The organism is Thermomonas sp. HDW16 (genome assembly GCF_011302915.1).
Lineage (GTDB): Bacteria > Pseudomonadota > Gammaproteobacteria > Xanthomonadales > Xanthomonadaceae > Thermomonas.
Window position 1 is genome coordinate 2,428,431 of the sequence record NZ_CP049872.1, and the last position, 22,094, is coordinate 2,450,524.

Annotated in this window: 23 protein-coding genes; 14 read left to right on the forward strand and 9 right to left on the reverse strand. The window is 66.3% G+C overall.

The features are described from left to right. Positions 1 to 26: 26 nt before the first annotated feature. Together G7079_RS11535 and G7079_RS11540 are read right to left on the reverse strand one after the other, a co-directional pair. Positions 27 to 899 (reverse strand): DUF1570 domain-containing protein, encoded by an 873-nt coding sequence (locus G7079_RS11535; protein WP_166057437.1) that lies wholly within the window; start codon positions 897 to 899, stop codon positions 27 to 29. Next, entirely contained in the window at positions 889 to 1,980 is a 1,092-nt protein-coding gene (locus tag G7079_RS11540) for an NAD(P) transhydrogenase subunit alpha (RefSeq protein ID WP_166057438.1), read from the reverse strand. Before G7079_RS11540 ends, G7079_RS11535 begins: the two co-directional genes overlap by 11 nt. Positions 1,981 to 2,064: 84 nt before the next feature. Here G7079_RS11540 and G7079_RS11545 point away from each other — a divergent pair, with 84 nt between their 5' ends. The 4 genes from G7079_RS11545 to G7079_RS11560 all read left to right on the forward strand — a co-directional run bounded on the left by G7079_RS11545 (position 2,065) and on the right by G7079_RS11560 (position 4,719). After that, the gene (locus tag G7079_RS11545) at positions 2,065 to 2,646 is read left to right on the forward strand and encodes a nitroreductase (protein WP_166057439.1); all 582 of its coding nucleotides are present in this window, start codon (positions 2,065 to 2,067) and stop codon (positions 2,644 to 2,646) included. Positions 2,647 to 2,663: 17 nt separating this feature from the next. Continuing rightward, positions 2,664 to 3,551, forward strand: a complete 888-nt coding sequence (locus G7079_RS11550; protein ID WP_166057936.1) for a 5'-3' exonuclease H3TH domain-containing protein — start codon at positions 2,664 to 2,666, stop codon at positions 3,549 to 3,551. Between the two features lie 136 nt (positions 3,552 to 3,687). Then, positions 3,688 to 4,236, forward strand: coding sequence for an NUDIX hydrolase (locus G7079_RS11555; protein WP_166057440.1), 549 nt, complete (start codon positions 3,688 to 3,690; stop codon positions 4,234 to 4,236). A gap of 39 nt (positions 4,237 to 4,275) precedes the next feature. After that, on the forward strand, positions 4,276 to 4,719 hold the full coding sequence (locus tag G7079_RS11560) for a hypothetical protein (RefSeq protein WP_166057441.1): 444 nt from the start codon (positions 4,276 to 4,278) through the stop codon (positions 4,717 to 4,719). Between the two features lie 12 nt (positions 4,720 to 4,731). On the opposite strand, the gene pip is transcribed toward G7079_RS11560, so the two are convergent. Together pip and prmC are read right to left on the reverse strand one after the other, a co-directional pair. After that, positions 4,732 to 5,673, reverse strand: coding sequence for a prolyl aminopeptidase (gene pip / locus G7079_RS11565; protein ID WP_166057442.1), 942 nt, complete (start codon positions 5,671 to 5,673; stop codon positions 4,732 to 4,734). A gap of 45 nt (positions 5,674 to 5,718) precedes the next feature. Continuing rightward, positions 5,719 to 6,552 carry a peptide chain release factor N(5)-glutamine methyltransferase gene (gene prmC, locus G7079_RS11570; protein WP_166057443.1) on the reverse strand — a complete coding sequence of 278 codons (834 nt, stop codon included), beginning with the start codon at positions 6,550 to 6,552 and terminating at the stop codon, positions 5,719 to 5,721. Between the two features lie 157 nt (positions 6,553 to 6,709). Between prmC and ahpC the strand changes: the two genes are divergently transcribed. From ahpC to G7079_RS11590, 4 genes are all read left to right on the forward strand, one after another. Further along, entirely contained in the window at positions 6,710 to 7,273 is a 564-nt protein-coding gene (gene ahpC / locus G7079_RS11575) for an alkyl hydroperoxide reductase subunit C (RefSeq protein WP_166057444.1), read from the forward strand. Positions 7,274 to 7,450: 177 nt separating this feature from the next. Next, complete coding sequence (ahpF, locus tag G7079_RS11580) at positions 7,451 to 9,040, forward strand: alkyl hydroperoxide reductase subunit F (RefSeq protein WP_166057445.1); 1,590 nt, start codon at positions 7,451 to 7,453, stop codon at positions 9,038 to 9,040. A gap of 4 nt (positions 9,041 to 9,044) precedes the next feature. Next, entirely contained in the window at positions 9,045 to 9,950 is a 906-nt protein-coding gene (oxyR, locus tag G7079_RS11585) for a DNA-binding transcriptional regulator OxyR (protein ID WP_166057446.1), read from the forward strand. A gap of 16 nt (positions 9,951 to 9,966) precedes the next feature. Beyond that, positions 9,967 to 10,623, forward strand: a complete 657-nt coding sequence (locus G7079_RS11590; RefSeq protein ID WP_166057447.1) for a hypothetical protein — start codon at positions 9,967 to 9,969, stop codon at positions 10,621 to 10,623. Positions 10,624 to 10,656: 33 nt separating this feature from the next. Here G7079_RS11590 and G7079_RS11595 read toward each other — a convergent pair whose 3' ends face one another. The 3 genes from G7079_RS11595 to G7079_RS11605 all read right to left on the reverse strand — a co-directional run bounded on the left by G7079_RS11595 (position 10,657) and on the right by G7079_RS11605 (position 14,076). Further along, entirely contained in the window at positions 10,657 to 11,571 is a 915-nt protein-coding gene (locus tag G7079_RS11595; RefSeq protein ID WP_166057448.1) for a DMT family transporter, read from the reverse strand. Positions 11,572 to 11,659: 88 nt separating this feature from the next. Further along, positions 11,660 to 13,786 carry a GGDEF domain-containing protein gene (locus tag G7079_RS11600; RefSeq protein ID WP_166057449.1) on the reverse strand — a complete coding sequence of 709 codons (2,127 nt, stop codon included), beginning with the start codon at positions 13,784 to 13,786 and terminating at the stop codon, positions 11,660 to 11,662. A 23-nt stretch (positions 13,787 to 13,809) separates the two neighbouring features. After that, positions 13,810 to 14,076, reverse strand: coding sequence for a DUF2007 domain-containing protein (locus G7079_RS11605; protein WP_166057450.1), 267 nt, complete (start codon positions 14,074 to 14,076; stop codon positions 13,810 to 13,812). A 108-nt stretch (positions 14,077 to 14,184) separates the two neighbouring features. Between G7079_RS11605 and G7079_RS11610 the strand changes: the two genes are divergently transcribed. The 3 genes from G7079_RS11610 to rlmM are packed head-to-tail and all read left to right on the forward strand — an operon-like array spanning position 14,185 to position 17,559. Continuing rightward, positions 14,185 to 15,942 carry a glutamine--tRNA ligase/YqeY domain fusion protein gene (locus G7079_RS11610; RefSeq protein ID WP_166057937.1) on the forward strand — a complete coding sequence of 586 codons (1,758 nt, stop codon included), beginning with the start codon at positions 14,185 to 14,187 and terminating at the stop codon, positions 15,940 to 15,942. Then, positions 15,942 to 16,517, forward strand: coding sequence for a nucleoside deaminase (locus G7079_RS11615; RefSeq protein ID WP_166057451.1), 576 nt, complete (start codon positions 15,942 to 15,944; stop codon positions 16,515 to 16,517). The genes G7079_RS11610 and G7079_RS11615 overlap by 1 nt, the downstream gene beginning before the upstream one ends. Continuing rightward, entirely contained in the window at positions 16,489 to 17,559 is a 1,071-nt protein-coding gene (rlmM, locus tag G7079_RS11620; protein ID WP_166057452.1) for a 23S rRNA (cytidine(2498)-2'-O)-methyltransferase RlmM, read from the forward strand. Before G7079_RS11615 ends, rlmM begins: the two co-directional genes overlap by 29 nt. Here rlmM and G7079_RS11625 read toward each other — a convergent pair. Together G7079_RS11625 and ubiH are read right to left on the reverse strand one after the other, a co-directional pair. Further along, complete coding sequence (locus G7079_RS11625; protein ID WP_166057453.1) at positions 17,556 to 18,743, reverse strand: FAD-dependent oxidoreductase; 1,188 nt, start codon at positions 18,741 to 18,743, stop codon at positions 17,556 to 17,558. The two genes, rlmM and G7079_RS11625, sit on opposite strands and share 4 nt — an antisense overlap. Further along, positions 18,740 to 19,966 carry a 2-octaprenyl-6-methoxyphenyl hydroxylase gene (ubiH, locus tag G7079_RS11630; protein WP_166057454.1) on the reverse strand — a complete coding sequence of 409 codons (1,227 nt, stop codon included), beginning with the start codon at positions 19,964 to 19,966 and terminating at the stop codon, positions 18,740 to 18,742. Before ubiH ends, G7079_RS11625 begins: the two co-directional genes overlap by 4 nt. A gap of 43 nt (positions 19,967 to 20,009) precedes the next feature. Between ubiH and G7079_RS11635 the strand changes: the two genes are divergently transcribed. From G7079_RS11635 to G7079_RS11645, 3 genes are read left to right on the forward strand one after another with little or no spacing between them, the layout of a single operon-like run. Further along, complete coding sequence (locus G7079_RS11635) at positions 20,010 to 20,576, forward strand: DUF6580 family putative transport protein (protein WP_166057455.1); 567 nt, start codon at positions 20,010 to 20,012, stop codon at positions 20,574 to 20,576. A 9-nt stretch (positions 20,577 to 20,585) separates the two neighbouring features. Further along, positions 20,586 to 21,137, forward strand: a complete 552-nt coding sequence (locus G7079_RS11640) for a cob(I)yrinic acid a,c-diamide adenosyltransferase (RefSeq protein WP_166057456.1) — start codon at positions 20,586 to 20,588, stop codon at positions 21,135 to 21,137. A 10-nt stretch (positions 21,138 to 21,147) separates the two neighbouring features. Continuing rightward, positions 21,148 to 22,074 carry a histone deacetylase family protein gene (locus G7079_RS11645; protein ID WP_166057457.1) on the forward strand — a complete coding sequence of 309 codons (927 nt, stop codon included), beginning with the start codon at positions 21,148 to 21,150 and terminating at the stop codon, positions 22,072 to 22,074. Positions 22,075 to 22,094: the final 20 nt, after the last annotated feature.

The window sequence follows — 22,094 nt, forward strand, 5'->3', positions numbered from 1 at the left end:
CATAGGGCAAGACCGAACGACGGGAGCTATTCGCTCCCGTTTTTTGTTGCCTGGCGCTGCTTCATCGCCAACGCACGCAGGTGCTCGTACCAGCCACGCTGGATCTGTGCGTACGGCCCAAGCAACCGGCGGAACTCGACCGGCCCACCTCCCTGCCGCACCAGGGCCAGGAAGGCATCGCGATGCTTGCCGGCATCCCCATCGAGCAGGTAATGCGTCAGGCTCCAATAGTGGAGGTAATAACCATTGACGTCCTGCGAGATCGGAGGGCCGGTGTCCTCGACAATTTGCTCGATCGGAATCACCACGCCGCGGTCGATATCCGCCTGCATGTCGCCCGATAACTCCAACGAGGCCAACCACCAGATCGGATAAGCAGCTGCATCCGCAACCATCGGATCAAGCATGCCATCGCGCAGCGTGCCCGCGCCGAAATAACTCGCGATCCCTTCGTTGACCCACCGTCGCAGCTTGAATCCGCTGGCCTGCCTCAGCAGTTGATGCGTTGCCTCGTGCAGCATCCAGTGATGCGGGTTATCGCCATTGCCCGGATAGGCGTAGGAGCGGGGCTCGCGGTAATACGCTTCCGCCCAGGCGGCGCTGCGGTTGTTCGCCTTGAACTCGGCCTGGCTTTTGTAGAGCACCAGTTCCAGCCGCTGCACCTGTCGCTGCTGGCCGAATACTTTCGCGTAAGCGGCGTACAAGGATTCGACCGACTCGCCCACCGCTCGCGTCTGCGTATCCGTCGCCGAACTATGGATTCGATAATGGGTTGTTTCGACGACAGGGCGCGGGATGTACGGATCTTGCTGCGCCCCGGGTTGACGGCCATTGCCACCTTGATCGCTGCATCCAGCCGCCAAGCAGAATGCAGCGACCGTCAATGCTTTACGCAGCAACCACCCGCTCCGGCCACACCGTCTTCGCCAGCAATTCGTCATCCCAGTCGAACGCCAGCGCGCCGTCCTTCAGCAGCAAGCTGACGAAGTTGTAGACGTTGCGGGCGTACATCTCGCTGGCGTGCTGCGCACCCATCGAGGCGAGATTCAACGGGCCGGCAATGGTGACGCCGCCGCTGTCGATGGTCTGGCCCGGCTGGGTGAGTTCGCAGTTGCCGCCGGTCTCGGCGGCGAGGTCGACGATCACGCTGCCCGGCTTCATGCCGGACACCATCGCCGCACTGATGATCTTCGGCGCGGGGCGGCCCGGCACTGCGGCGGTGCAGACCACTACATCGATGCCTTTGAGGTGATCGGCCAGGCGCTGCTGCTGCAAGGCACGTTCCTCATCGGTCAGCGCACGCGCATAGCCGCCCTCGCCCGCCGCGGACACGCCGAGGTCGAGGAACTTGCCGCCGAGCGATTCGATCTGCTCGCGGGTTTCCGGCCGCACGTCGAAGCCTTCCACCTGAGCGCCCAGGCGCTTGGCGGTGGCGATCGCCTGCAGGCCGGCCACGCCGGCGCCAACGATCAACACCTTCGACGGCCGGATTGTGCCGGCGGCGGTGGTCAGCATCGGGAAGAAGCGCGGCGCCAGTTGCGCGGCGATCAGCACCGATTTGTAGCCGGCCATGCCGGCCTGCGAGCTGAGCACGTCCATCGCCTGCGCACGGGTGGTGCGCGGCAGTTTTTCCAGCGGGAAGGCGACGATACCGCGCGTCGTGATCGCCTCGCCGCGTGCGGCATCCGCCTGCGGCTGCAGGCTGCCGACCAACACCGCACCCTGCTTCAACGCGCCGATGGCATCGGCCACAGGCGGTTGCACGCACAACACCACGTCCGCGTCGCGGGTGGCGTCTTCGGCCAGTTGCGCGCCGGCATCGGCATAGGCTTGGTCGGGAAAGTACGCGCCGACGCCAATCCCGGGCTGTACACGCACGCTGGCGCCTGCGGCGACCAGCTTCTTGCAAGTTTCCGGAGTCAGTGCGACGCGACGTTCGCCCGCCGCCGTTTCGCGTGCCACGCCAACGATCACCGCCATCGTCCGTTCCCCGCCTGGATTCGCTTCGATGACCGCATCCTACCGCTACCATGGCAGCTCCCTGCAATACGGCTCCAAATAACGATGCCCGCAACGCTCACTCTGGACGCACTCGATACCCGCCTGTCGGTGCCAACCCGCCAGCTGTCCACGCCCGGCCCGGATGCCGCCCAGCTGCAGCGCATCTTGCAGACCGTGGTGCGCGTGCCCGACCACGGCAAGCGGGTGCCGTTCCGCCTGTTGCGGATCGCCGGCCCAGCGCGCGCGCGCCTTGCTGACGCGGTCTCCGCGCGCCTTCGCACGCGCGAACCGGATGCGGGCGAAGCCGTCATCGACAAGCTGCGCACGCGTTTCCTGCTGCCGCCGCTGACCATCGCGGTCATCGCCAAGCTCGGCCCGGACGAGAAGATCCCGGAGTCCGAACGCTTCTCCACCGCCGCCTGCGTCTGCCTACTGCTGCTTCAGGCCGCGCAGGCCGAAGGCTTCGGTGCGCAGTGGCTGACCGGCTGGCCCGCCTATGACCGGCCGTTCCTCGAACACACCCTTGGCCTGGCTGCGGATGAGCAACTGGTCGGGACGATTGCCATCGGCACCCCGCTGGTCGACGTCCCGGAACGCGAACGCCCTGACCCTGCATCGCTGATCAGCGACTGGGCGCCCGCGTGAGCCAAGCGGCACCCGCGATGCCGACCCTGTACCTGGTCGATGCCTCGATGTACGTGTTCCGCGCCTGGCATTCGATGCCGGACGAATTCCACGATGCCGATGGCTGGCCGACCAATGCGGTGCACGGGTTCGCGCGGTTCCTGCTGGAACTGTTGGAGCGCGAACGGCCGACGCATATCGCGATTGCCTTCGACGAGGCGCTGGATTCCTGTTTCCGCAATGCGCTGTATCCGGCCTACAAGGCCAATCGCGATCCCGCGCCGCCGGAACTCAAGCGCCAGTTCGCCTGGTGCAAGGCGCTGTGCCAGGCCGTGGGACTGACCACGCTCGCCCATTCCGATTACGAAGCCGACGACCTGATCGGCAGCGCCGCTCATCGCTCGCGCAACGAAGGTTTCCGCAGCGTGATCGTGTCCGCGGACAAGGACATGTCGCAGTTGCTGGCGGCGCATGACGAGCAGTACGATTTCGCCAAGGGCGTGCGCTGGGGCGCCGATGGCGTCAAGGCGCGGCAGGGCGTGCGCGCAGACCAGATTGCCGATTACCTCGCGCTCACCGGCGACGCGGTGGACAACATCCCCGGCGTGACCGGGATCGGCCCGAAATCGGCGGCGGTGCTGCTGGCCCACTTCGGCACGCTGGATGCGGTGCTGGAACGCATCGACGAAATCCCCTTTCTGCGCCTGCGCGGCGCCGCGAGCATGGCCACCCGTCTGCGCGAACAGCGCGAACATGCGCTGCTGTGGCGACAGCTCACCACCATTCCGCTGGATGCACCCTTGCCGGAAGGCGACTTCGCGCGCGGCAAGGGCGATGCGGCGGAATTGGCATCACTCTCGGACTGGATGGGCTTCGGGCCGTTGACGCGCAAGCGGTTGGCAGAGGCTGCAGGGCTTTCCGTCTAGCGATTTCGTGCCGAGGTGACGGCGGAATCGACGGGTGTCCGCGCAGCGGCATTTCGAGGCGCGTAGCGGACACCCGTCGGTTTCGCCGTCACCTGCGAGTCGACGGCCTGTCGCATTCCCCGGTTAAGATCGGCCCATGGGCAAGAACCTCAAACAGACCTTGTACGAAGGCGATTGGCTGCGGCTTGTGCGCATCGACCATTGGGAATCCTGCGAACGCACCCACGGCCAGGGCATGGCGGTGATCATCATCGCGGTGACGCCGGACGATCACGTGCTGTTCGTCGAACAGTTCCGCGTGCCGCTGGGCGCGCGCACCATCGAGATGCCGGCCGGCCTGGTCGGCGACGACCACGCGCAGGACACGCTGGAAGACGCCGCGCGTCGCGAACTGATCGAGGAAACCGGCTGGTCGCCGGGCAAGGTCGAAGTACTGCTGGTCGGCCCCACTTCGTCCGGCATGAGCAACGAGCGCATCGCCTTCGTCCGCGCCCGCGAGTTGACCAAGGTCGGCGACGGCGGCGGCGTGGACAACGAGAACATCACCGTGCATACCGTGCCGCGCAGCGATGCGCCGCGCTGGCTGATGCAGAAGCAGGCCGAGGGCTTCGAGCTCGACCTCAAGCTGTGGGCCGGACTGTGGATGATCGAGCGCAACCCCGACGGCAGTGCGGTCACACCGTAGGCGCTATCCTCGGGGGCCCATTTCGATGAAGGCCACGCCATGGACAAGAACGCACTGCGCAACGCCCTGCTCGCCCTGGAAACGCAGGAACTGCAGGCCGCGCAACAGGCCTATGCCGACTACTCGGCCGCAGCGAAACCCGCAGCCGACCTGCAGGACGATGCCGAATCGCATTCGTTGAACGTGCAGGACGCCGAACTCGCCCAAGGCCTGGAAGCACCGCTGCAGTCGGCAGAAGACGCGATGGCGACGCTACAAGCCATCGACTTCGGGCCGAAGACGGATGTCGCGCCAGGTGCGCTGCTGCAAGTCGGCGGCCAGCACTTCGTGGTCGCGGTCGCCACCCGCCCGTTCCAGGTGGATGGCGTGCAGGTGATGGGCATTTCCACCGAATCGCCGCTGTATCAGTCCGCGCAGGGCAAGCGCGTCGGCGAAACGGCGGCCTTCGGCGGCAAGCACCACCGCATCGATCACATCGAATAAGCGCCGCGGCGCTTAGGCGAAGCGATCCGTCGCCGCCACCAGCGCCGCGATGTTCTCCGCCTCGAAGCCGGAATGGCCGGAGGCCGCGCTGACGATCAGTTCCGACTTCGGCCATGCCTTGTGCAGGTCGAACGCGCTCTGGATCGGGCAGACCACGTCGTAGCGGCCGTGCACGATCACGCCGGGGATATCGGCGATCTTGTGCGCGTCGCGCAGCAACTGGTCTTCGACTTCGAAGAAACCACCGTTGACGAAGTAGTGGTTCTCGATTCGCGCGAACGCCAGCGCGAAACGCGGATCGCCGTGGCTGGTGGCGTAGTTCGGATCGATATGCAGGTAACTGGTGGCACCTTCCCAGATGCTCCAGGCCTTGGCTGCGGCCAGGCGCACGGCTTCATCGCTGCTGGTGAGGCGGCGGCCGAAGGCGGAGATCAGGTCATGGCGCTCGACCGGCGGAATCGCGCCGATGTAATGCTCCCACGCGTCCGGGAACAGGCGGTTGGCGCCTTCCTGGTAGAACCATTCCAGCTCCCAGCGGCGCAGCATGAAGATGCCGCGCAGCACCAGTTCGGTGACGCGCTGCGGATGGGTTTCGGCATAGGCCAGCGCCAGCGTCGAACCCCAGGAACCACCGAACACCTGCCACTTGTCGATGCCGAGCAACTCGCGCAGCTTCTCGATGTCGGCGACCAGGTTCCACGTGGTGTTGTCGGTCAGATCCGCATGCGGCTTGCTGCGGCCGGCACCGCGCTGGTCGAACAGCACGATGCGGTACTTGGCCGGGTCGTGGAAGCGCCGCATCTTCTCGTTGCAACCCGCGCCCGGGCCGCCGTGCAGCAGCACCACCGGCTTGCCATTCGGATTGCCGCACTGCTCCCAGTACAGGGTGTGGCGGTCGTCGACTTGCAACGTGCCGGTTTCGTACGGCGCGATCTCCGGATACAGCGTGCGCATGGGCGTTCCCTGCGTTGGCGAAACCGCGATTTTAACGCGGCAGGCTCAGGGCCATCGACCAATGCTGATGCGGTCGCGATTTTCGAGGTCGCGCGCGGTGTCGACGTCGACGAATCCCGCTGCGACCAATAGCTCACGCACGGTCGCACCTTGCTCCCAGCCATGCTCCAGCAACAGCCAACCGCCGCTGTACAGGTGCTTTGGTGCCGCGCTGATGATCGTGCGCAGCGCATCGAAGCCATCCTCGCCCGAGGACAACGCCGATGCAGGCTCGAAGCGCAGGTCGCCTTCGCGCAGATGCGGATCGCCGTCTTCGATATAGGGCGGGTTGCTGGCGATCAGGTCGAAGGCCTCGCCCACCAGTGGCGCAAACCAGTCGCCTTCGCGGAATTCGATGTTTGTGATGCCGTTGCGCACAGCATTGCGCTGCGCGATATCAAGCGCCGCCGCACTGGCATCGGTAGCGATGACCGTCGCGCGCGGCCGTTCCTTGGCAATCGCCAGCGCGATCGCCCCGCTGCCGGTGCCGAGGTCGGCGATGTGCGATGCCGCATCCATCGGAATCCGCGCCAACGCCAGCTCGACCAGCAATTCGGTCTCCGGACGCGGGATCAGGGTGGCGGGCGAGACCTCAAGCTCCAGCGACCAGAAACCCTGCCGGCCGGTCAGGTAGGCCACCGGTTCGCCCGCCGCGCGGCGTTCCAGCAGATCGGCGAAGCGCGCGGCGGCCTCGGCATCGACCGGGTCTTGCGCATGCGCGAACAGCCAGCTGCGCGGCCGCGCCAGCGCGTGCGCCAGCAGCCATTCGGCGTCCACCGGATCGATCCGGGACCGGGCAGCGGCGAGTAGATGAGCGGGAGTGGCGGTGTCTGGCGTCATCGGCGGCATGGTAGCTGGCCCGGCCGATACACCTCGTCTTGCTCATCGATAGATGAAATCTATCAATAGCATATCTATAATCGATTTTACAGATTGATTGAGCCTGACTATTCTTTTCCTCAACCAATCACCCACCCCACCCACGAGAGGATTCCCCATGTCCCTGATCAATACCCAGGTTCAGCCGTTCAAGGCCAATGCCTACAAGGATGGCAAGTTCATCGAAGTCACCGACAAGGACCTGCAGGGCAAGTGGTCCGTGCTGATCTTCATGCCGGCCGCCTTCACCTTCAATTGCCCGACCGAGATCGAAGACGCCGCCGAGCATTACGCCGAGTTCCAGAAGCTGGGCGCCGAGGTCTACATCGTCACCACCGATACCCAGTTCAGCCACAAGGTGTGGCACGAGACCTCGCCGGCCGTCGGCAAGGCCAAGTTCGCCCTGATCGGCGATCCCACCCACCAGCTGACCCGCGCGTTCGACGTGCATATCGATGCCGAAGGCCTGGCCCTGCGCGGCACCTTCATCATCGATCCGAGCGGCACCATCAAGACCATGGAAGTGCATGACAACGCGATTGCCCGCGACGTCAGCGAGACCCTGCGCAAGCTCAAGGCCGCCCAGTACGTGGCCGCGCACCCGAACGAAGTCTGCCCGGCCAAGTGGAACGACGGCGCCAAGACCCTGAAGCCGTCGCTGGACCTGGTCGGCAAGATCTGACCCTCCCCCACTGCAGGCGGCGTTTCCCTGTCCGCTACCTGCAGTCCGCCCCTCTTCCCCTCGCGGGGAGAGGGCTCCGGCCAGCCTCTTGCGGGCGGTTGGCCGCAGCCCTTTCCCGATATTCCACCGGCGCCTGCGCGACTTCGGTCGGCGCGCCCTGCCCCAAGGATGCCCACCATGCTCGATGCCGACCTCAAGCCCCAGCTGGCCGCCTACCTCGAAAAACTGCAGCAGCCGATCGAACTGGTTGCCTCGCTGGACGCTTCGGATGCCGCGCGCGAACTCGACGTGCTGCTGGACGAGATCGCCGCGCTGTCGCCGAAGATTTCCCGCGTGACCGGTGACGATGCGCGCAAGCCCTCGTTCCTGATCCGCCGCGCGGGCAGCGACGTGCAGGTGGGTTTCGCCGGCATTCCGCTGGGCCACGAATTCACCTCGCTGGTGCTGGCGCTGCTGCAGGTCGGCGGGCATCCGGTGAAGATCGACGAAGCGCTGGCCGAGCAGGTACGCGCATTGGATGGCGATTACGCCTTCGAGACCTATATGTCGCTGCATTGCCAGAGCTGCCCGGACACGGTGCAGGCGCTGAACGCGATGAGCGTGCTCAATCCGCGCATCAAGCATGTCGCCATCGACGGCTCGTTGTTCCAGGCCGAAGTGGAAGCGCGCGAAATCCTGTCGGTACCGACCATCTACCTCAACGGCGCCGAGTTCGATGCCGGTCGCATGAGCATCGAACAGATCCTCGCCAAGCTGGACACCGGCGCTGTCGCGCGCACCGCGCAGGTACTGAACGAAGCCGCGCCGTTCGACGTGCTGATCGTCGGCGGCGGCCCGGCCGGCGCCGCAGCGGCGATCTATGCCGCGCGCAAGGGCATCCGCACCGGCATCGTCACCGAGCGCTTCGGTGGGCAGGTGCTGGACACCATGGCCATCGAGAATTTCCCCTCGGTGGAATACACCGAAGGCCCGAAGCTGGCCGCATCGCTGGAAGCGCATGTGCGCAGCTATGGCGTGGAAATCATGACCGCGCAGCGCGCCAAGGCGTTGCAGCCGGCGGCGCAGACGGGCGGGTTGATCGGCATCGAACTGGAAAGCGGTGCCACCCTGCATGCGAAGACGGTGATCCTGAGCCCCGGCGCACGCTGGCGGCAGACCGGCGTGCCCGGCGAGTCCGAGCATCGCAACAAGGGCGTGACCTATTGCCCGCACTGCGATGGCCCACTGTTCAAGGGCAAGCGGGTGGCGGTGATCGGTGGCGGCAATTCCGGCGTGGAGGCGGCAATCGACTTGGCCGGCATCGTGGATCACGTGACCGTGCTCGAGTTCGACGGCCAGCTGCGCGCGGACGACGTGCTGCAGCGCAAACTGCACAGCCTGCCCAACACCACCGTACACGTGAACGCGCAAACCACCGAAATGGTGGGCGATGGCGGCCGTTTGACCGGCCTGCGCTTCACCGACCGCACCAATGGCCAGCCGAGTGATCTGGAACTGGCCGGCGTGTTCGTGCAGATCGGCCTGCTGCCGAATACCGATTGGCTGAAGGGCACGGTGGCGCTGAGCCCGCGCGGCGAGATCGCGATCGACGACAAGGGCCATACCGATGTGCCCGGCGTGTTCGCCGCCGGCGATGCCACCACCGAGCCGTTCAAGCAGATTGTGGTGGCGATGGGTGGCGGTTCGACCGCCGCGCTGTCCGCCTTCGACTTCCTGATCCGCCACTCGGCGCCGGCAGAAACCGAAAGCCAGGCGCAGGCGGCCTGATCCGATGAACCTGCGCGACCTGCGCTACCTGATCGCGCTGGCCGATCTGCGCCATTTCGGCAAGGCGGCGGAGGCCTGCTTCGTCAGCCAGCCCACCCTGTCCACCCAGATCCGCAAACTGGAGGAGGAACTGGGCGTGGTGCTGGTGGAACGCGCACCGCGCAAGGTGATGATCACCGCTGCCGGGCAAGACGTGGTGCAGCGCGCGCGGCGGATCGTGGCCGAGGTCGAGCAGATGAAGGAAGCCGCGCGACGCAGCATGGATCCGGAATCCGGCACGCTGCGGCTGGGCGTGTTTCCTACCCTGGGCCCCTACTTGTTGCCGCATGTGGTGCCGCAGCTGCGCGAGCGCTTCCCGCAGCTGGAACTGCTGCTGATCGAGGAAAAAAGCGACGTGCTGCTGCAGCGCCTGCGCGACGGCAAGCTGGACGCCGCGCTGCTCGCCCTGCCGATCCACGACGACCAGCTGCATGCGCAGTTCCTGTTCGAGGAACCGTTCGTGTTCGCCGCGCCGCACCAGCATCCGCTGGCGGCGGAGCAAGCGCTGTCGATGTCGCAACTGTCCGATGAAACCCTGCTGCTGCTGGAAGACGGCCACTGCCTGCGCGACCAGGCGCTGGATGTGTGCCGGCTGGCCGGCGCGCAGGAGAAATCCGGCTTCCGCGCCACCAGTCTGGAAACGCTGCGACAGATGGTCGCCGCCGGTGTGGGCGTGACCTTGTTGCCGGCGTTGTCGGTGCATGAGCCCATCGCGCAATCGCCCAATATTCAATTGGTGCCATTCCGCGACCCGGCACCGAGCCGGCAGATCGCGCTGGTGTGGCGCAAATCCTCGGCACTGGACAGCTTCCTGCACACGCTGGGCGATGCCATCGGCACGCTGGCGCGGGCACAATTGCCCAAGGCCTGACCTGCAGACATCCCCGATGAGTTTTCGCACTGCGTTGGTGCTGTTGACCCTGCTGTGCGCACTGATCTGGTGGCAGGCAACGCGTCCAGTGGGCGCACCTGCAACACCATCACGCAGCGGCATCACGACCAGCGCCGCCAGCAGCCGGTGCCCGATGCCGCCACGCACCGAACGTGGCGCCATGCCATTGCAGACGGACGTACCTGCGGGCATGTCGCTGCAGGCAATCGGCGAAACGAATTTGCGGCCTCTCGCAGGCTTCAGCATCGAGGCTCGCGTGCTCGGTCGCGAGGATTACCGCATCGGCCACGAAGCGGATATTTCGCCCATAGATCTTGCGCTGGGCTGGGGCCGCATGACCGAGGACGCGGTGATTTCGCAACTCGATATCCGCCAGTCCTCGCGCTGGTATCGCTACAGCTGGAAGGACACGCCGCCGATCCCGGTCGAGGAAATCGTGCGCAGCAGCGCGAATATGCACATGATCCCGGCCGACGATGCGGTAGCCGCCGCCCTGCGCCGGATCGAACGCGGCCAGCGCGTGCGCGTCGACGGCTGGCTGGTGGAAGCGAACACGAACAACGGCTGGCGCTGGCGCAGTTCACTGACCCGCGAAGACAGCGGTGGCGGCGCCTGCGAACTGGTCTACGTGTGTTCGATCACGCGCGAATGATGGATCCATCCGGGCCACGCCCCCACCAGCGGATCACACCTCCTGCGCAGCCAGCGCTTCCTTCGATTTCATTCCCGCAACGAAGATCCCGGCTAGGCTCACCGCCAAACCCAGCCATTGCCGCGGCGAGGTGGGCAAGTCGAACAACGCAACATCCAGCAGATAAGCGACGATCGGTTGCGCCAGCAGCAACAGGCCAGCCAGCGCCACCGGCAGCGCGACCATCGCCCGCGAGATCAGCACCCAGCTCAGGCAATGGCCCACGCCTGCGAGAACCAGCAGGATGCCCCAGGCGTGCAGGCTGGGCGGCGCGAACGTCACGCCTTCGGCCACGCCCATCAGCCCCAGACACAGCGCACTGCCGAACGCGGCGATGCACAGCACCTGCTCCACCGGCGCCCGCGTCTGGCCGCGCGCGGCTTCGGTCTGCGAGCGCTTGATGCCGATGTTGTAGGCCGCGTACGCCACGCCCGTGCCCAATCCCAGCCACACACCCCAGTGATATTCGCGCGGCAGGCTGGCCCAGTCGCCGCCCAGCATCAGCCACAAGCCGAGGAAGGCCAGCAGTACGCCGCTGGCGAAACGCAGGCCGACCCGCTCGTGGAAGAACAGCACGCCGGCCAGCGCCATGAAGAACACCTGCGCATTCGCCAGCAGGGTCGCGAGGCCAGGCCCGACCAGCAGGATGCTCCGGTGCCACATCCACAGGTCGATGGCAAAAGCCAGCGCTGGCACTGCACACCACCACCAGGCCTTGCGAGAAAGTGGTTGCCAGCCATGCCGGGCCAGCACCAGCGCACCCAGGATCAGTCCGGCCAGCAGCATCCGCCAAAACGCCACCGCGGTTGGAGGCATATGGGCCAGCCGCACCATGAGGCCATTGGTGCCGATGATCGCCGCACCGAACAACAGCTGCGCGATGGCGGTCTGGCGGGGATGTGCGGACATGCAGGCATTCCGTGGGGGCCCGCCATGATGCGGGATAGCCCGCCTGCATTTCAGCAACAAGCCATCGATGCCGCCCCGGATGGTGTCCTTACACGAATGCCGCCGGTGCCACGCACACCCTGTTGCGGCCTTCGTGCTTGGCTGCGTACAACGCCTTGTCGGCGCGATCCAGCAACGTGGGTGCATCGCGGTCGCTGTCGCGGCGGGCCGCCATCCCCACGCTGATGGTCAGCGGCACGCGCCCACCCTGCCATTCGATCACCGCCTGCTCCACTTGCTGGCGCAGACGCTCGGCGATCACCCGCGATGCCGCCGCATCGTGCCCCGGCAACAGCACCAGGAACTCTTCGCCGCCGTAACGCCCCAGCGCATCATTGGGCCGCAGCTCCGCGCGCAAGGTGGCGGCAACACTACGCAGGCAATGATCGCCGCATGCATGGCCATGTTCATCGTTGATGCGTTTGAACCAGTCGATGTCGATGAACAGCACCGACAACGCCTGCGCATCCCGGGCCTTGAATTCCCGCGCCAGGGCCTGATCCAGGGAGCGCCGGTTGAGGCTGCCGGTCAGGGCGTCGTATTCCGCGGTCTTGCGCAGCTGGATCGCTGCATAGGCCTCTTCGGCATGCGCCACGGCTACCCGCGCGAGTTCCACCAACTCGTTGAGCACGCCCTTGCCGAGTCCTTGCGCGGCCTGCACCGGAACCATCAATGCAGCCCACGCAGGAGAAGCCGTACGGATCGGCACGATGGCGTACTGCGGCGCAGACGGGTCGTTGCTGATGCGCGCCCCTTCGATCCGCACATGCACCGGCTCGCGATTCTGCGCATGCATGCGGATGACGCCTCGCGCCACCAGCGCCGACTGCGCCAGCGGCGACACCTGGTGGTTCCCGGCCTGGACCAGCAGGAGTTCCTGGCCCAAGGTGCCATGACCGAGCACTAACGCGTCGTCCAGGCCCAACAGGTCGCAAACCTGCCGGCAGAGCAGGCGGAACGCGCGCGTCGCGATCTCGTCGGCTGGCGCAGCACGCAGTTCGTCCTGCATCGATTGCACGAAGCCGGTCCGCATGCGCTCCAGGCGCAGCCGATCCTCGCTGTCGCGGCGCGCGCTCGACTCGACGGCCAGCCGTTTGCGCACCATGCCGATGCGGCTGCTCGCGCCTACGAACAGGATCACCGATACCAGCACCAGCGCGAACTGGTAGCCATGCCGGGACAGCACGCCGTCCGCGATCCATGCCCGCTGCATCGCCTCGTGCGCGGATGAGGCCACCATCAGCGCGAACAACGCGGCCACGGTGGCCAGCGCCATCGGGATGCCACGGCGCAAGCCATCCATCATCGCCACGATGGAGGCCGCGATCGCCGCGACCCAGACCAGCGTACCGATGACCTGCAGGAAATCGGAGATGGCTGGGATCGGGATCAGCGACAGCAGGGCCAGCCCCCATATCAGGATCGGTAGTTTCTCCAGGCGCCGCACCCATGGCGATTGCGAGTTGCGCACGTCCGCGAAGTTCAACACCACGCTCAGCGCGATGGCAGAAAACACCTGCAGCACCAGCCAATAGGCGGCAGCACCCAATCCGCCGAACGCACGCATGCCCGGCATGGCGAACAGGTGGCCATTCGACGACGCCATGAATACCAGGGCAGAGGCCGTGTACAACGAAAACAGCAGGAACAGCGAATCCCGCACTGCGGGATACAACGCAAGCGCCGCGATCAACAGCGTCAGCAAGGCGGCGTAAACGCCATAGGCCAGCGCCAGCTCACGCCCGGCATAGCGCAGGACGTCCTGTTCGCGCAGCACGCGCGGCTCGGGCGCCGTCCGCATGCTGCTGGCCAATTCAAGGGTCAGTCGCTGCGGCCCGCTGACGCCGTGCGGCAGCGCGAATCCGTAGCCGGCCAGGAGCAAGCCCTCGGACGGCGTCGGGCGGAAGAACCCGGTCTCGGGCAACGCCCAGCCCTTGCCCGACACCTTGACCATGTCCACCGGATCGCGTGCGAACCACAGCATCCAGCGCTGGTCGCCTACCGGCAGGTTCACGTCGAGATGCACGCGCCGCGCCTGCGCAGGGCCGCCTGCGAATTTCAACCGCCCGTGGTCGAGTGCGTCGGCCTGCATGTTCTCGACATGCACCGGCAGTCCCTGCGCATCGGCATCCCCTAATTGGTCGAAGGCCGCCGAAACCGACGGTATGGCTAGCATCAGGCAAAGAAGTGCGATCCGGATCAGACCGGACATGGGCAATCCCCTGCATCGTCTTGATATTTCGGATCCGTATCTCCCATGCCGAGCGCAAGCGCATCGACCATGCCGCGCGCCTGCGGCCACGCCGCTTCCGGCACCATCACCGCGACCAGACCGAACACGCCCAATTCACCAATCCCGCCCACCAGCGCCTCGCCGCGCACGAAGGCCGGGATGCCTTCGGCCTCCAATGCCTGCCGCACCAGGTGTGCATCGATCAGGTTGGCGGCTTCGTAGACGGTACGCATGGTGTCTCCCCTACCGTTGGATCAAGCACGAACCATGCCAGAACGGCGAAAACCGAAGTCCTGCGCGGCTCCGGTAGAATGAAGAACCGCTTGAACCAACGCCAATCCGTGTCCGAATCCGCCTCCAGCCCCGCCTCCGCCGTCGACGAAATCGCCCCCGAAAAGCGCGATTTCATCCGCCAGATCGTCCGCGAGGACCTGGCCAGCGGCAAGCACGCCGCCATCCGCACCCGCTTCCCGCCGGAGCCCAACGGCTACCTGCACATCGGCCATGCCAAGGCGATTTGCCTGGACTTCGGCATCGCCGCCGAGTTCGGTGGCGACTGCAACCTGCGCCTGGACGACACCAACCCGGCCAAGGAAGACCCCGAATACGTGGTCGCGATCCAGGACGACGTGCGCTGGCTCGGCTTTAACTGGCACGACCTGCGCCATGCCTCGGATTATTTCGACGTGCTGTACCTGGCCGGTGAAAAACTGATCAAGCAGGGCGATGCCTTCGTCTGCGACCTCACCCCCGAACAGATCCGCGAATACCGCGGCACCTTGACCGAACCCGGTCGCAATTCGCCCTACCGCGACCGCAGCGTCGAGGAAAACCTCGACCTGTTCCGGCGCATGCGCGCGGGCGAGTTCGCGGATGCCTCGCGCACGCTGCGCGCGAAGATCGACATGGCCAGCGGCAACATGAACCTGCGCGATCCGGCGCTGTACCGGATCAAGCACGTCGAGCACCAGAACACCGGCAACGCCTGGCCGATCTACCCGATGTACGACTTCGCGCATTCGCTGAGCGACGCGGTGGAAGGCATCACCCATTCGCTGTGCACGCTCGAGTTCGAGGACCACCGCCCGCTGTACGACTGGTGCGTGGACAAGGTGGATCTGGCGCACTCGCCGGAACTGACCACATCGCTCACCAGCAAGGGCCTGCCGTTCGAGGCCGACAAACCACGTCAGATCGAATTTTCGCGACTGAATTTCAACTGGCTGGTGATGAGCAAGCGCAAGCTGCTGCAGCTGGTGGAATCCGGTCGCGTCGATGGCTGGAACGACCCGCGGATGCCGACGTTGCAGGGCATTCGTCGTCGTGGCTACACGCCTTCTGCACTGCGCCTGATGGTGGATCGCGTCGGCATCAGCAAGCAGAACTCGCTGCTCGACATCAGCATCCTGGAAGGCGCGCTGCGCGATGACTTGGATGCGCATGCACCGCGTCGAATGGGCGTCATCGATCCGCTGAAAGTGGTGCTGACCAATCTCGATGCCAATCACGAAGAAACGCTGACCTTCAGCAACCACCCGAAGGACGAAGCCGCCGGCACCCGCAACGTGCCGTTCGCGCGCGAGCTGTGGATCGAGCGCGAGGACTTCGCCGAAGTGCCGCCGCCCGGCTTCAAGCGCCTGACCGTGGGCAAGGACGTGCGCCTGCGCGGTGCCGGCATCATCACCTGCGATGAAGTCATCAAGGATGCCGACGGCGGCATCGTCGAACTGCATTGCACGCTGGATCCGGACTCCCGCCCCGGCATGGAAGGCGCCAACCGCAAGGTGAAAGGCACCATCCACTGGGTCAGCGCGAAGCACGGCGTGCCGACGGAAATCCGCTTGTACGACCGCCTGTTCACCGTGCCGGATCCGGACAGCGAGGCGGACGGCAAGACCTATGTCGATTACCTCAATCCCGATTCGCGCAAGACCGTAACGGGCTACGTTGAACCCGCAGCCGCCGACGCACAGCCCGAACAGAGCTTCCAGTTCGAGCGCGTGGGTTATTTCGTCGCCGACCGTTACGACCACACGCCCGCCAAGCCGGTGTTCAACCGCAGCGTAACCCTGCGCGATACCTGGGCGACGAAAGCCTGATGCTGTACGCGCAAGTCCATCTCACGCTGCCGGCCTGGGTGCATGACGCCGTGGATACGTCGCGCGCGTATCCCACCGATGCCGACAAGGTGGCGCTGGCCATTGTGTTGTCGAAGCACAACATCGAGGCGAACACCGGCGGCCCGTTCGGCGCAGCGGTGTTCGGGCCGGACGACAGGATCATCGCCATCGGCGTGAACCGCGTGGTGCCGATGGCCTGCAGCGTCGCCCACGCCGAAATGATGGCCTACATGCTGGCGCAGGGCCGCACCCAGCGCCTGCGCCTGAACCGCGATGCGGAGGACAACGTGATCGGCCCGATCACGCTGGCCACCTCCTCGCAGCCCTGTTGCCAGTGCTACGGCGCCACTGTCTGGGCCGGCATCGACCGCCTGCTGATCGGCGCGCGTGCGGAAGATGTGGAATCGCTGACCGAATTCGACGAAGGCCCGCTGCCGGCGGACTGGGTGGGCGCACTCAACGAACGCGGCATCGAGGTCGTGCGCGATCTCGAACGCGATGCCGCCCGCGCGGTCCTGCGTGCGTATGGCGAACTGGGCGGGCAGCGCTATTGACGGCCTGCTCTGCTATTGCCGCGCCGGCTTCGAGCCGGAACTCGCCGGCGAGCTGACCGAACGCGCCGCGCAGGCCGGATTCGCCGGCTATGCACGCGCCGAACGCGGTACCGGCTATGTGCTGTTCATCTGCGATGACGCCGATGCGCTGTCGCGCGCACTGCCGTGGTCGACGTTGATCTTCGCGCGGCAAAAGCTGCGCCTGTTCGCTGATTTGAATGGATTGGATCCACGCGACCGCATTGCACCGATGCTGGCCGCGCTGCCGCCCGACATCCGCTACGGCGAACTGGTGATGGAGCATCCGGACTCGGACGCCGGCAAGCCGATGGCGGGCCTTGCGCGCAGCCTGGGCAATGCGCTGCGCCCGGCACTGCGCAAGGCAGATGTATTGACCAAGGAAGACAATCCGCGCCTGCAGCGCCTGCACGTCTGCCTGCTCGATGGCGACCATGCCCTGCTCGCCACCGGCGAACCGGAAGACAGCGCGCCGTGGCCGCTCGGCATCCCGCGCCTGCGCATGCATGCGGACGCACCTTCGCGGTCCGCGCTGAAGCTGGAAGAAGCACTACTGGTGCTGCTGGACGAAGGCGAACGCAAGCGGCTGCTGCGCGATGGCATGCGCGCCGCCGACCTCGGCGCTGCACCCGGCGGCTGGACCTGGGTGCTGACTCGCCACGGCCTGCGCGTGCAGTCCATCGACAACGGCCCATTGCGCCAGCACGTGCTGGACAGCGGCCTGGTCGAACACCTGCGCGCAGACGGCTTCAACTGGCAGCCGCAACAACCGCTGGACTGGATGGTCTGCGACATGGTGGAACAACCGCGCCGCGTGGCCGAACGCATGGCCACCTGGTTCCGTGAAGGCTGGTGCCGGCATGCGGTCTTCAACCTGAAATTGCCGATGAAGAAGCGCTGGCAGGAAACCCAGCTGTGCCTGGACGTGTTTGCAGATCAAGCGCAAAAGCCGCTGACGATCCGCGCCAAGCAGCTCTACCACGACCGCGAAGAAATCACGGTGTTCGCGACGCCCGCACGTTAGATCCCCGCCGCGTGCCGCCACAGCGCGCGCGACAGCGGCGGCAGCTTTCCGGCGATGCCGAGCGCATGTCCGCGTAGCAATGTCGGCCACATTCCATCGTTGCTGTAGACGCGATTGATCGTCTCGAACGCATGCGCGTTCACCGCGTTCTCGCTCTTGCGCGTGCGCGCCCAGCGCGCGAGGCGATTGCTTGACGCAAACCCGCCGGCACGCACCAGTTCGCGCAGCGCAGCCACATCGCGCAAACCCAGGTTCACGCCCTGCCCGGCCAGCGGATGCACGGCGTGCGCGGCGTCGCCCAGCAACAGCACCCGACCTTTCAGATAGGTGTCCGCCAGCTGGCGCTGCAATGGGAACGCAGCGCGCGGCGACAGCAAGCGCATTGCACCGAGTTCGCCGCCAAACGCAGCTTCCAGTTGGCGCTCGAAGTCACCGGCATCTGCGCTGCGCAGACGTTCGGCCTCGTCGTTCGGCAGCGTCCATACGATGGAACCGACGCGCCCTTGCAATTCGGCATCGCCATCGTCCGCAAAGGGCAGGAATGCGACCGGGCCGCTCGGCAGGAAACGCTGCCAGCAGGTTTGCCGATGTGGCGTTTCGCTTGCGACGAAGGCGACCAGCCCTTTCTGCGCGTAGTCGTGCTTGCGGGTGCCGATACCGGCCATGTCGCGCAACGCAGAGTTCGCGCCATCGGCGGCGATGGCGAGTTTCGCCTCCAGTGCCAGGCCGTCATCCAGCTGCAGGCGCACGCCGGTCCCGGCCTGTTCCAGCGATTCAATCCGCGCCGGGCAATGCAGACGCACGCCGGCGGCGGGCAATGCCTGCCACAGTGCATCGACCAGCAGCGCGTTCTCCACGATCCAGCCCAGCTGCCGTTGGCCCAGTGCATCGGCATCGAACGTCAGCGCATCGTCGCCCGCCGCATCCCACACGCGCATGCCGCGATACGGCTGCGCGCGCGCCGCCACGATCTGCGGCCACACGCCAAGATCGCCCAGCAGCCGCGCGTTGTCGGGCGCGAACGCATACACGCGCAGGTCGCGCGCATCGCGCCGCCAGGCGTCCGGCCGCTTGGGTTCGACCAACGCAACCTGCAGGCCTTCGCGCGCCAGCATCAGCGCCGTGGCCGCGCCGACCACGCCACCACCGGCGATCACCGCATCGAGCAAGCCTCTGCGATTCATGCGGCGCTCCTGCACAACGTTGGCACATCGCCGCGATAGCCCATCGCACCACCCACCAACCACGCCTGCAGCCAGCCCATCGCGTCGGTGGAGAGCAGGCCGGCGCTGCGCAGCGGGCGCAGCAGCGGTGCATCGTTGCTGGTCAGCTTCGCCAAGCCATCGGAGAACGCCAAGGTGCGTTCGCGATCCGGCGCGCGGCGCTGTGCGTACTGCGCGAGCACGGCGGCATCGCCCGGATCGGCGGCACCGGCGATGCATTCGGCCAGGGTCAGCGCATCGCGCAAACCGAGATTGAAGCCCTGTGCGCCGAGCGGATGCAGCGACTGCGCGGCATTGCCGACGAGCACCGCGCGCGATGCGGTCAACGCCTGCGCCACGTTGCCGATGATCGGGTACGCGCTGCGCGGGCCGCAGGACAGGAACCGACCCGCACGCCAACCGAAAGCGTCCTGCACGCGGGCAAGGAAATCGACATCGCCCAGTGCAGCCACGGCTTCGGCATCTTCGCGCGGCACGCCATGCACCAGGCCGTAATGGCCATCGCCGCGCGGCAGCAGCGCAGTGGGGCCGTGATCGGTGAGTCGTTCGTAAGCGGTGCCGTCAGGCGCACGTTGGCTGCGCAGACGGGTGACGAACAAGGTTTGTCGGTAATCGTGTTCGCGCGCGGCGATGCCGAGTGCGTCGCGTACCGAACTGCGCGCGCCATCGGCGGCGACCAGCAAACGCGCGTGCAACCGCTGTTCGCCAGCATCGTCGGATATGCGCACGACACGATAGCCCGCGTCGGCATCGTCCAGCCCGATGAACCGCGTCGGGCGATAGCGGGTCAGGTTGACCAGCTGCGCCAACCGCGCTTCCAGCGCCTCGCCGAAGTCGCGGGCCACGACCACGCGGCCGAACTCCGTGCGGCCATAAGCGGCGGCTTCAAGCTGCACGCGACCGAAATCCCCGCTGCGGCTGATATGGATGCGGCGAATGCTGCCGGTCGGCGCCTGCAGCAGCGGCATGACACCGAGCGCGGTCAGCGCGTTGATCGTGGCCTCGGCGAAGCTGAGGTTGCGCTGGTCGAACACCGCCGGTAACGCGCCGGCCGGGGCGGCTTCGACCATCGCCACGTCGAGTCCGAGCGGTTCCAGCGCGATGGCCAGGCTGGCGCCGACCAGACCGCCGCCGACGATCAGCACGTCGTGGACGCGGGCTTGTTGGGAGGGAATCGCGGGCATTGCGTTATGCTACCGGCTCCGCTGTCCCACGACCGAAACGCCGATGAATCGCCCCACCTCCATCTCTGCTGGTCCGATCACCCTGGCCCTGTTGATTTTCGTGGCCGCGCTGACGCGCGTGATCCCGCATCCGCCGAATTTCTCGCCGATCGAGGCGGTGGCGCTGTTCGGTGGCGCCTATTTCGCGAAGCGACATTGGGCGCTGATCGTGCCGCTGGTGGCGATGTTCGCCTCCGACCTGGTGCTGGGCCTGCTCAACGGCGGCATTTACTGGGAGTACTTTACCAGCGCTGGCTACCTGTTGATCTATGCCTGCATCGCGCTGTCCACCGTGCTGGGCTTCGGCCTGCGCGGCAAGGTCACCGGCCGCCGCGTGCTGGGCTACTCGCTGGCGGGCTCGCTGCTGTTCTTCGTTGTCACCAATTTCACCTCTTGGCTGGGCAACCCGGTCTATCCGCAGAACGCCGCAGGCCTGGTGGCTTCCTACGTGGCCGGCATCCCGTTCTTCCAGTGGACGGTACTCGGCACGCTGTTCTATGCCGCGCTGCTGTTCGGCGGCTTCGAGCTGCTGCGCAAGCGCGCGCCGGCACTACGCGCGCAGACGGTCTGATCCGCCGCGATGGGCAATCGCCTGTCGAAGATCTATACCAAGACCGGCGACGACGGTACGACGGGGCTCGGTGACGGCACCCGCGTCGCCAAGGATTCGGCGCGGGTCAATGCCTACGGCACGGTCGATGAAGCCAACTCCTGCATCGGCCTGCTGCTCGCCAGCGACGTGCCCGACGATGTGCGCGAACTGCTGGTGCGCATCCAGCACCAGTTGTTCGACCTCGGCGGCGAGTTGTGCATTCCCGGGCATGCGGCGATCTTCGATGCCGATGTCGAAGCGCTGGAAACCCGGCTCGATCACTACAACGACGACCTGCCGCCGCTGAAGGATTTCATCCTGCCCGGCGGCGGCGAAGCGGCGTCACGTTGCCACATCGCCCGCACCGTGGTGCGCCGCGCCGAGCGCGATACCGTCACCCTGTCCCGTCACGACGCCGTGCGCCCGCAGGCGATCCGCTACCTGAACCGGTTGTCCGACCTGCTGTTCGTGCTGGCCCGCGTGCTGGCCCGCGCCAGCGGCCACGGCGAAGTGCTGTGGAACCACGACCGCCGCAAGTAAGCAGGTGACGATGCGCGTCTATACGCACTCCGCCTGCCTGCTGCACGACACCGGGCCCGGCCATGCCGAATGCCCGGAGCGCCTGCAGGTGGTCACGGATGCGTTGCGTGAGGCGTTCCCGAGGCTCGATTGGCGCGAGGCGCCGCGCGCGAGTCGCGGGCAGTTGTTGCGCGCGCATTCCCCAGAATTGCTCGATTTGGTGCTGGACAACCCGGAACTGAAACGACATCCGAGCGAACGGGTGATGCTGGATCCGGATACGGTGTTGTCGCCGGCCTCACCCGAAGCAGCGCTGCGCGCCGCCGGTGCCGCGGTGGCGGCGGTGGATGCGTCCTTGTTGGGTTCCAGCCCGCGCGTGTTCTGCGCGGTACGACCGCCCGGCCATCACGCGACCCATGACACCGCGATGGGCTTCTGCCTGTTCGACAACATCGCCATCGCCGCCCTGCATGCGCTGGATGCGCACGGACTGGAGCGCGTGGCCGTCGTCGATTTCGACGTGCACCACGGCAACGGCAGCCAGGCGATCTTCGAACACGACCGCCGCGTGCTGTTCGCAAGCTCGCACCAGATGCCGCTGTATCCGGGCACCGGCGCACGCAACGAAACCGGCGACGGCAACATCGTCAACGCGCCGCTGCCGCCGGATGCCGATGGTGCGCTGTTCCGAGCGGCATGGACGAGCACGTTGCTGCCGGCAGTCGATGCGTTCAAACCGCAGCTGCTGCTGATTTCCGCCGGCTTCGACGCGCACCGTCGCGATCCGCTGGCGCAATTGCGCCTAGAAACCGACGACTTCGCCTGGATCAGCCGCGCGCTGGCGCAACTGGCGAACCGGCACAGTGGCGGGCGCATCGTTTCCACCCTGGAAGGCGGCTACGACCTGCAGGCGCTGGCTGAATCCAGCGTGGCGCACGTGCGGGAATTGCTGGCCTGATCAGGCGACAACCGCAGAAG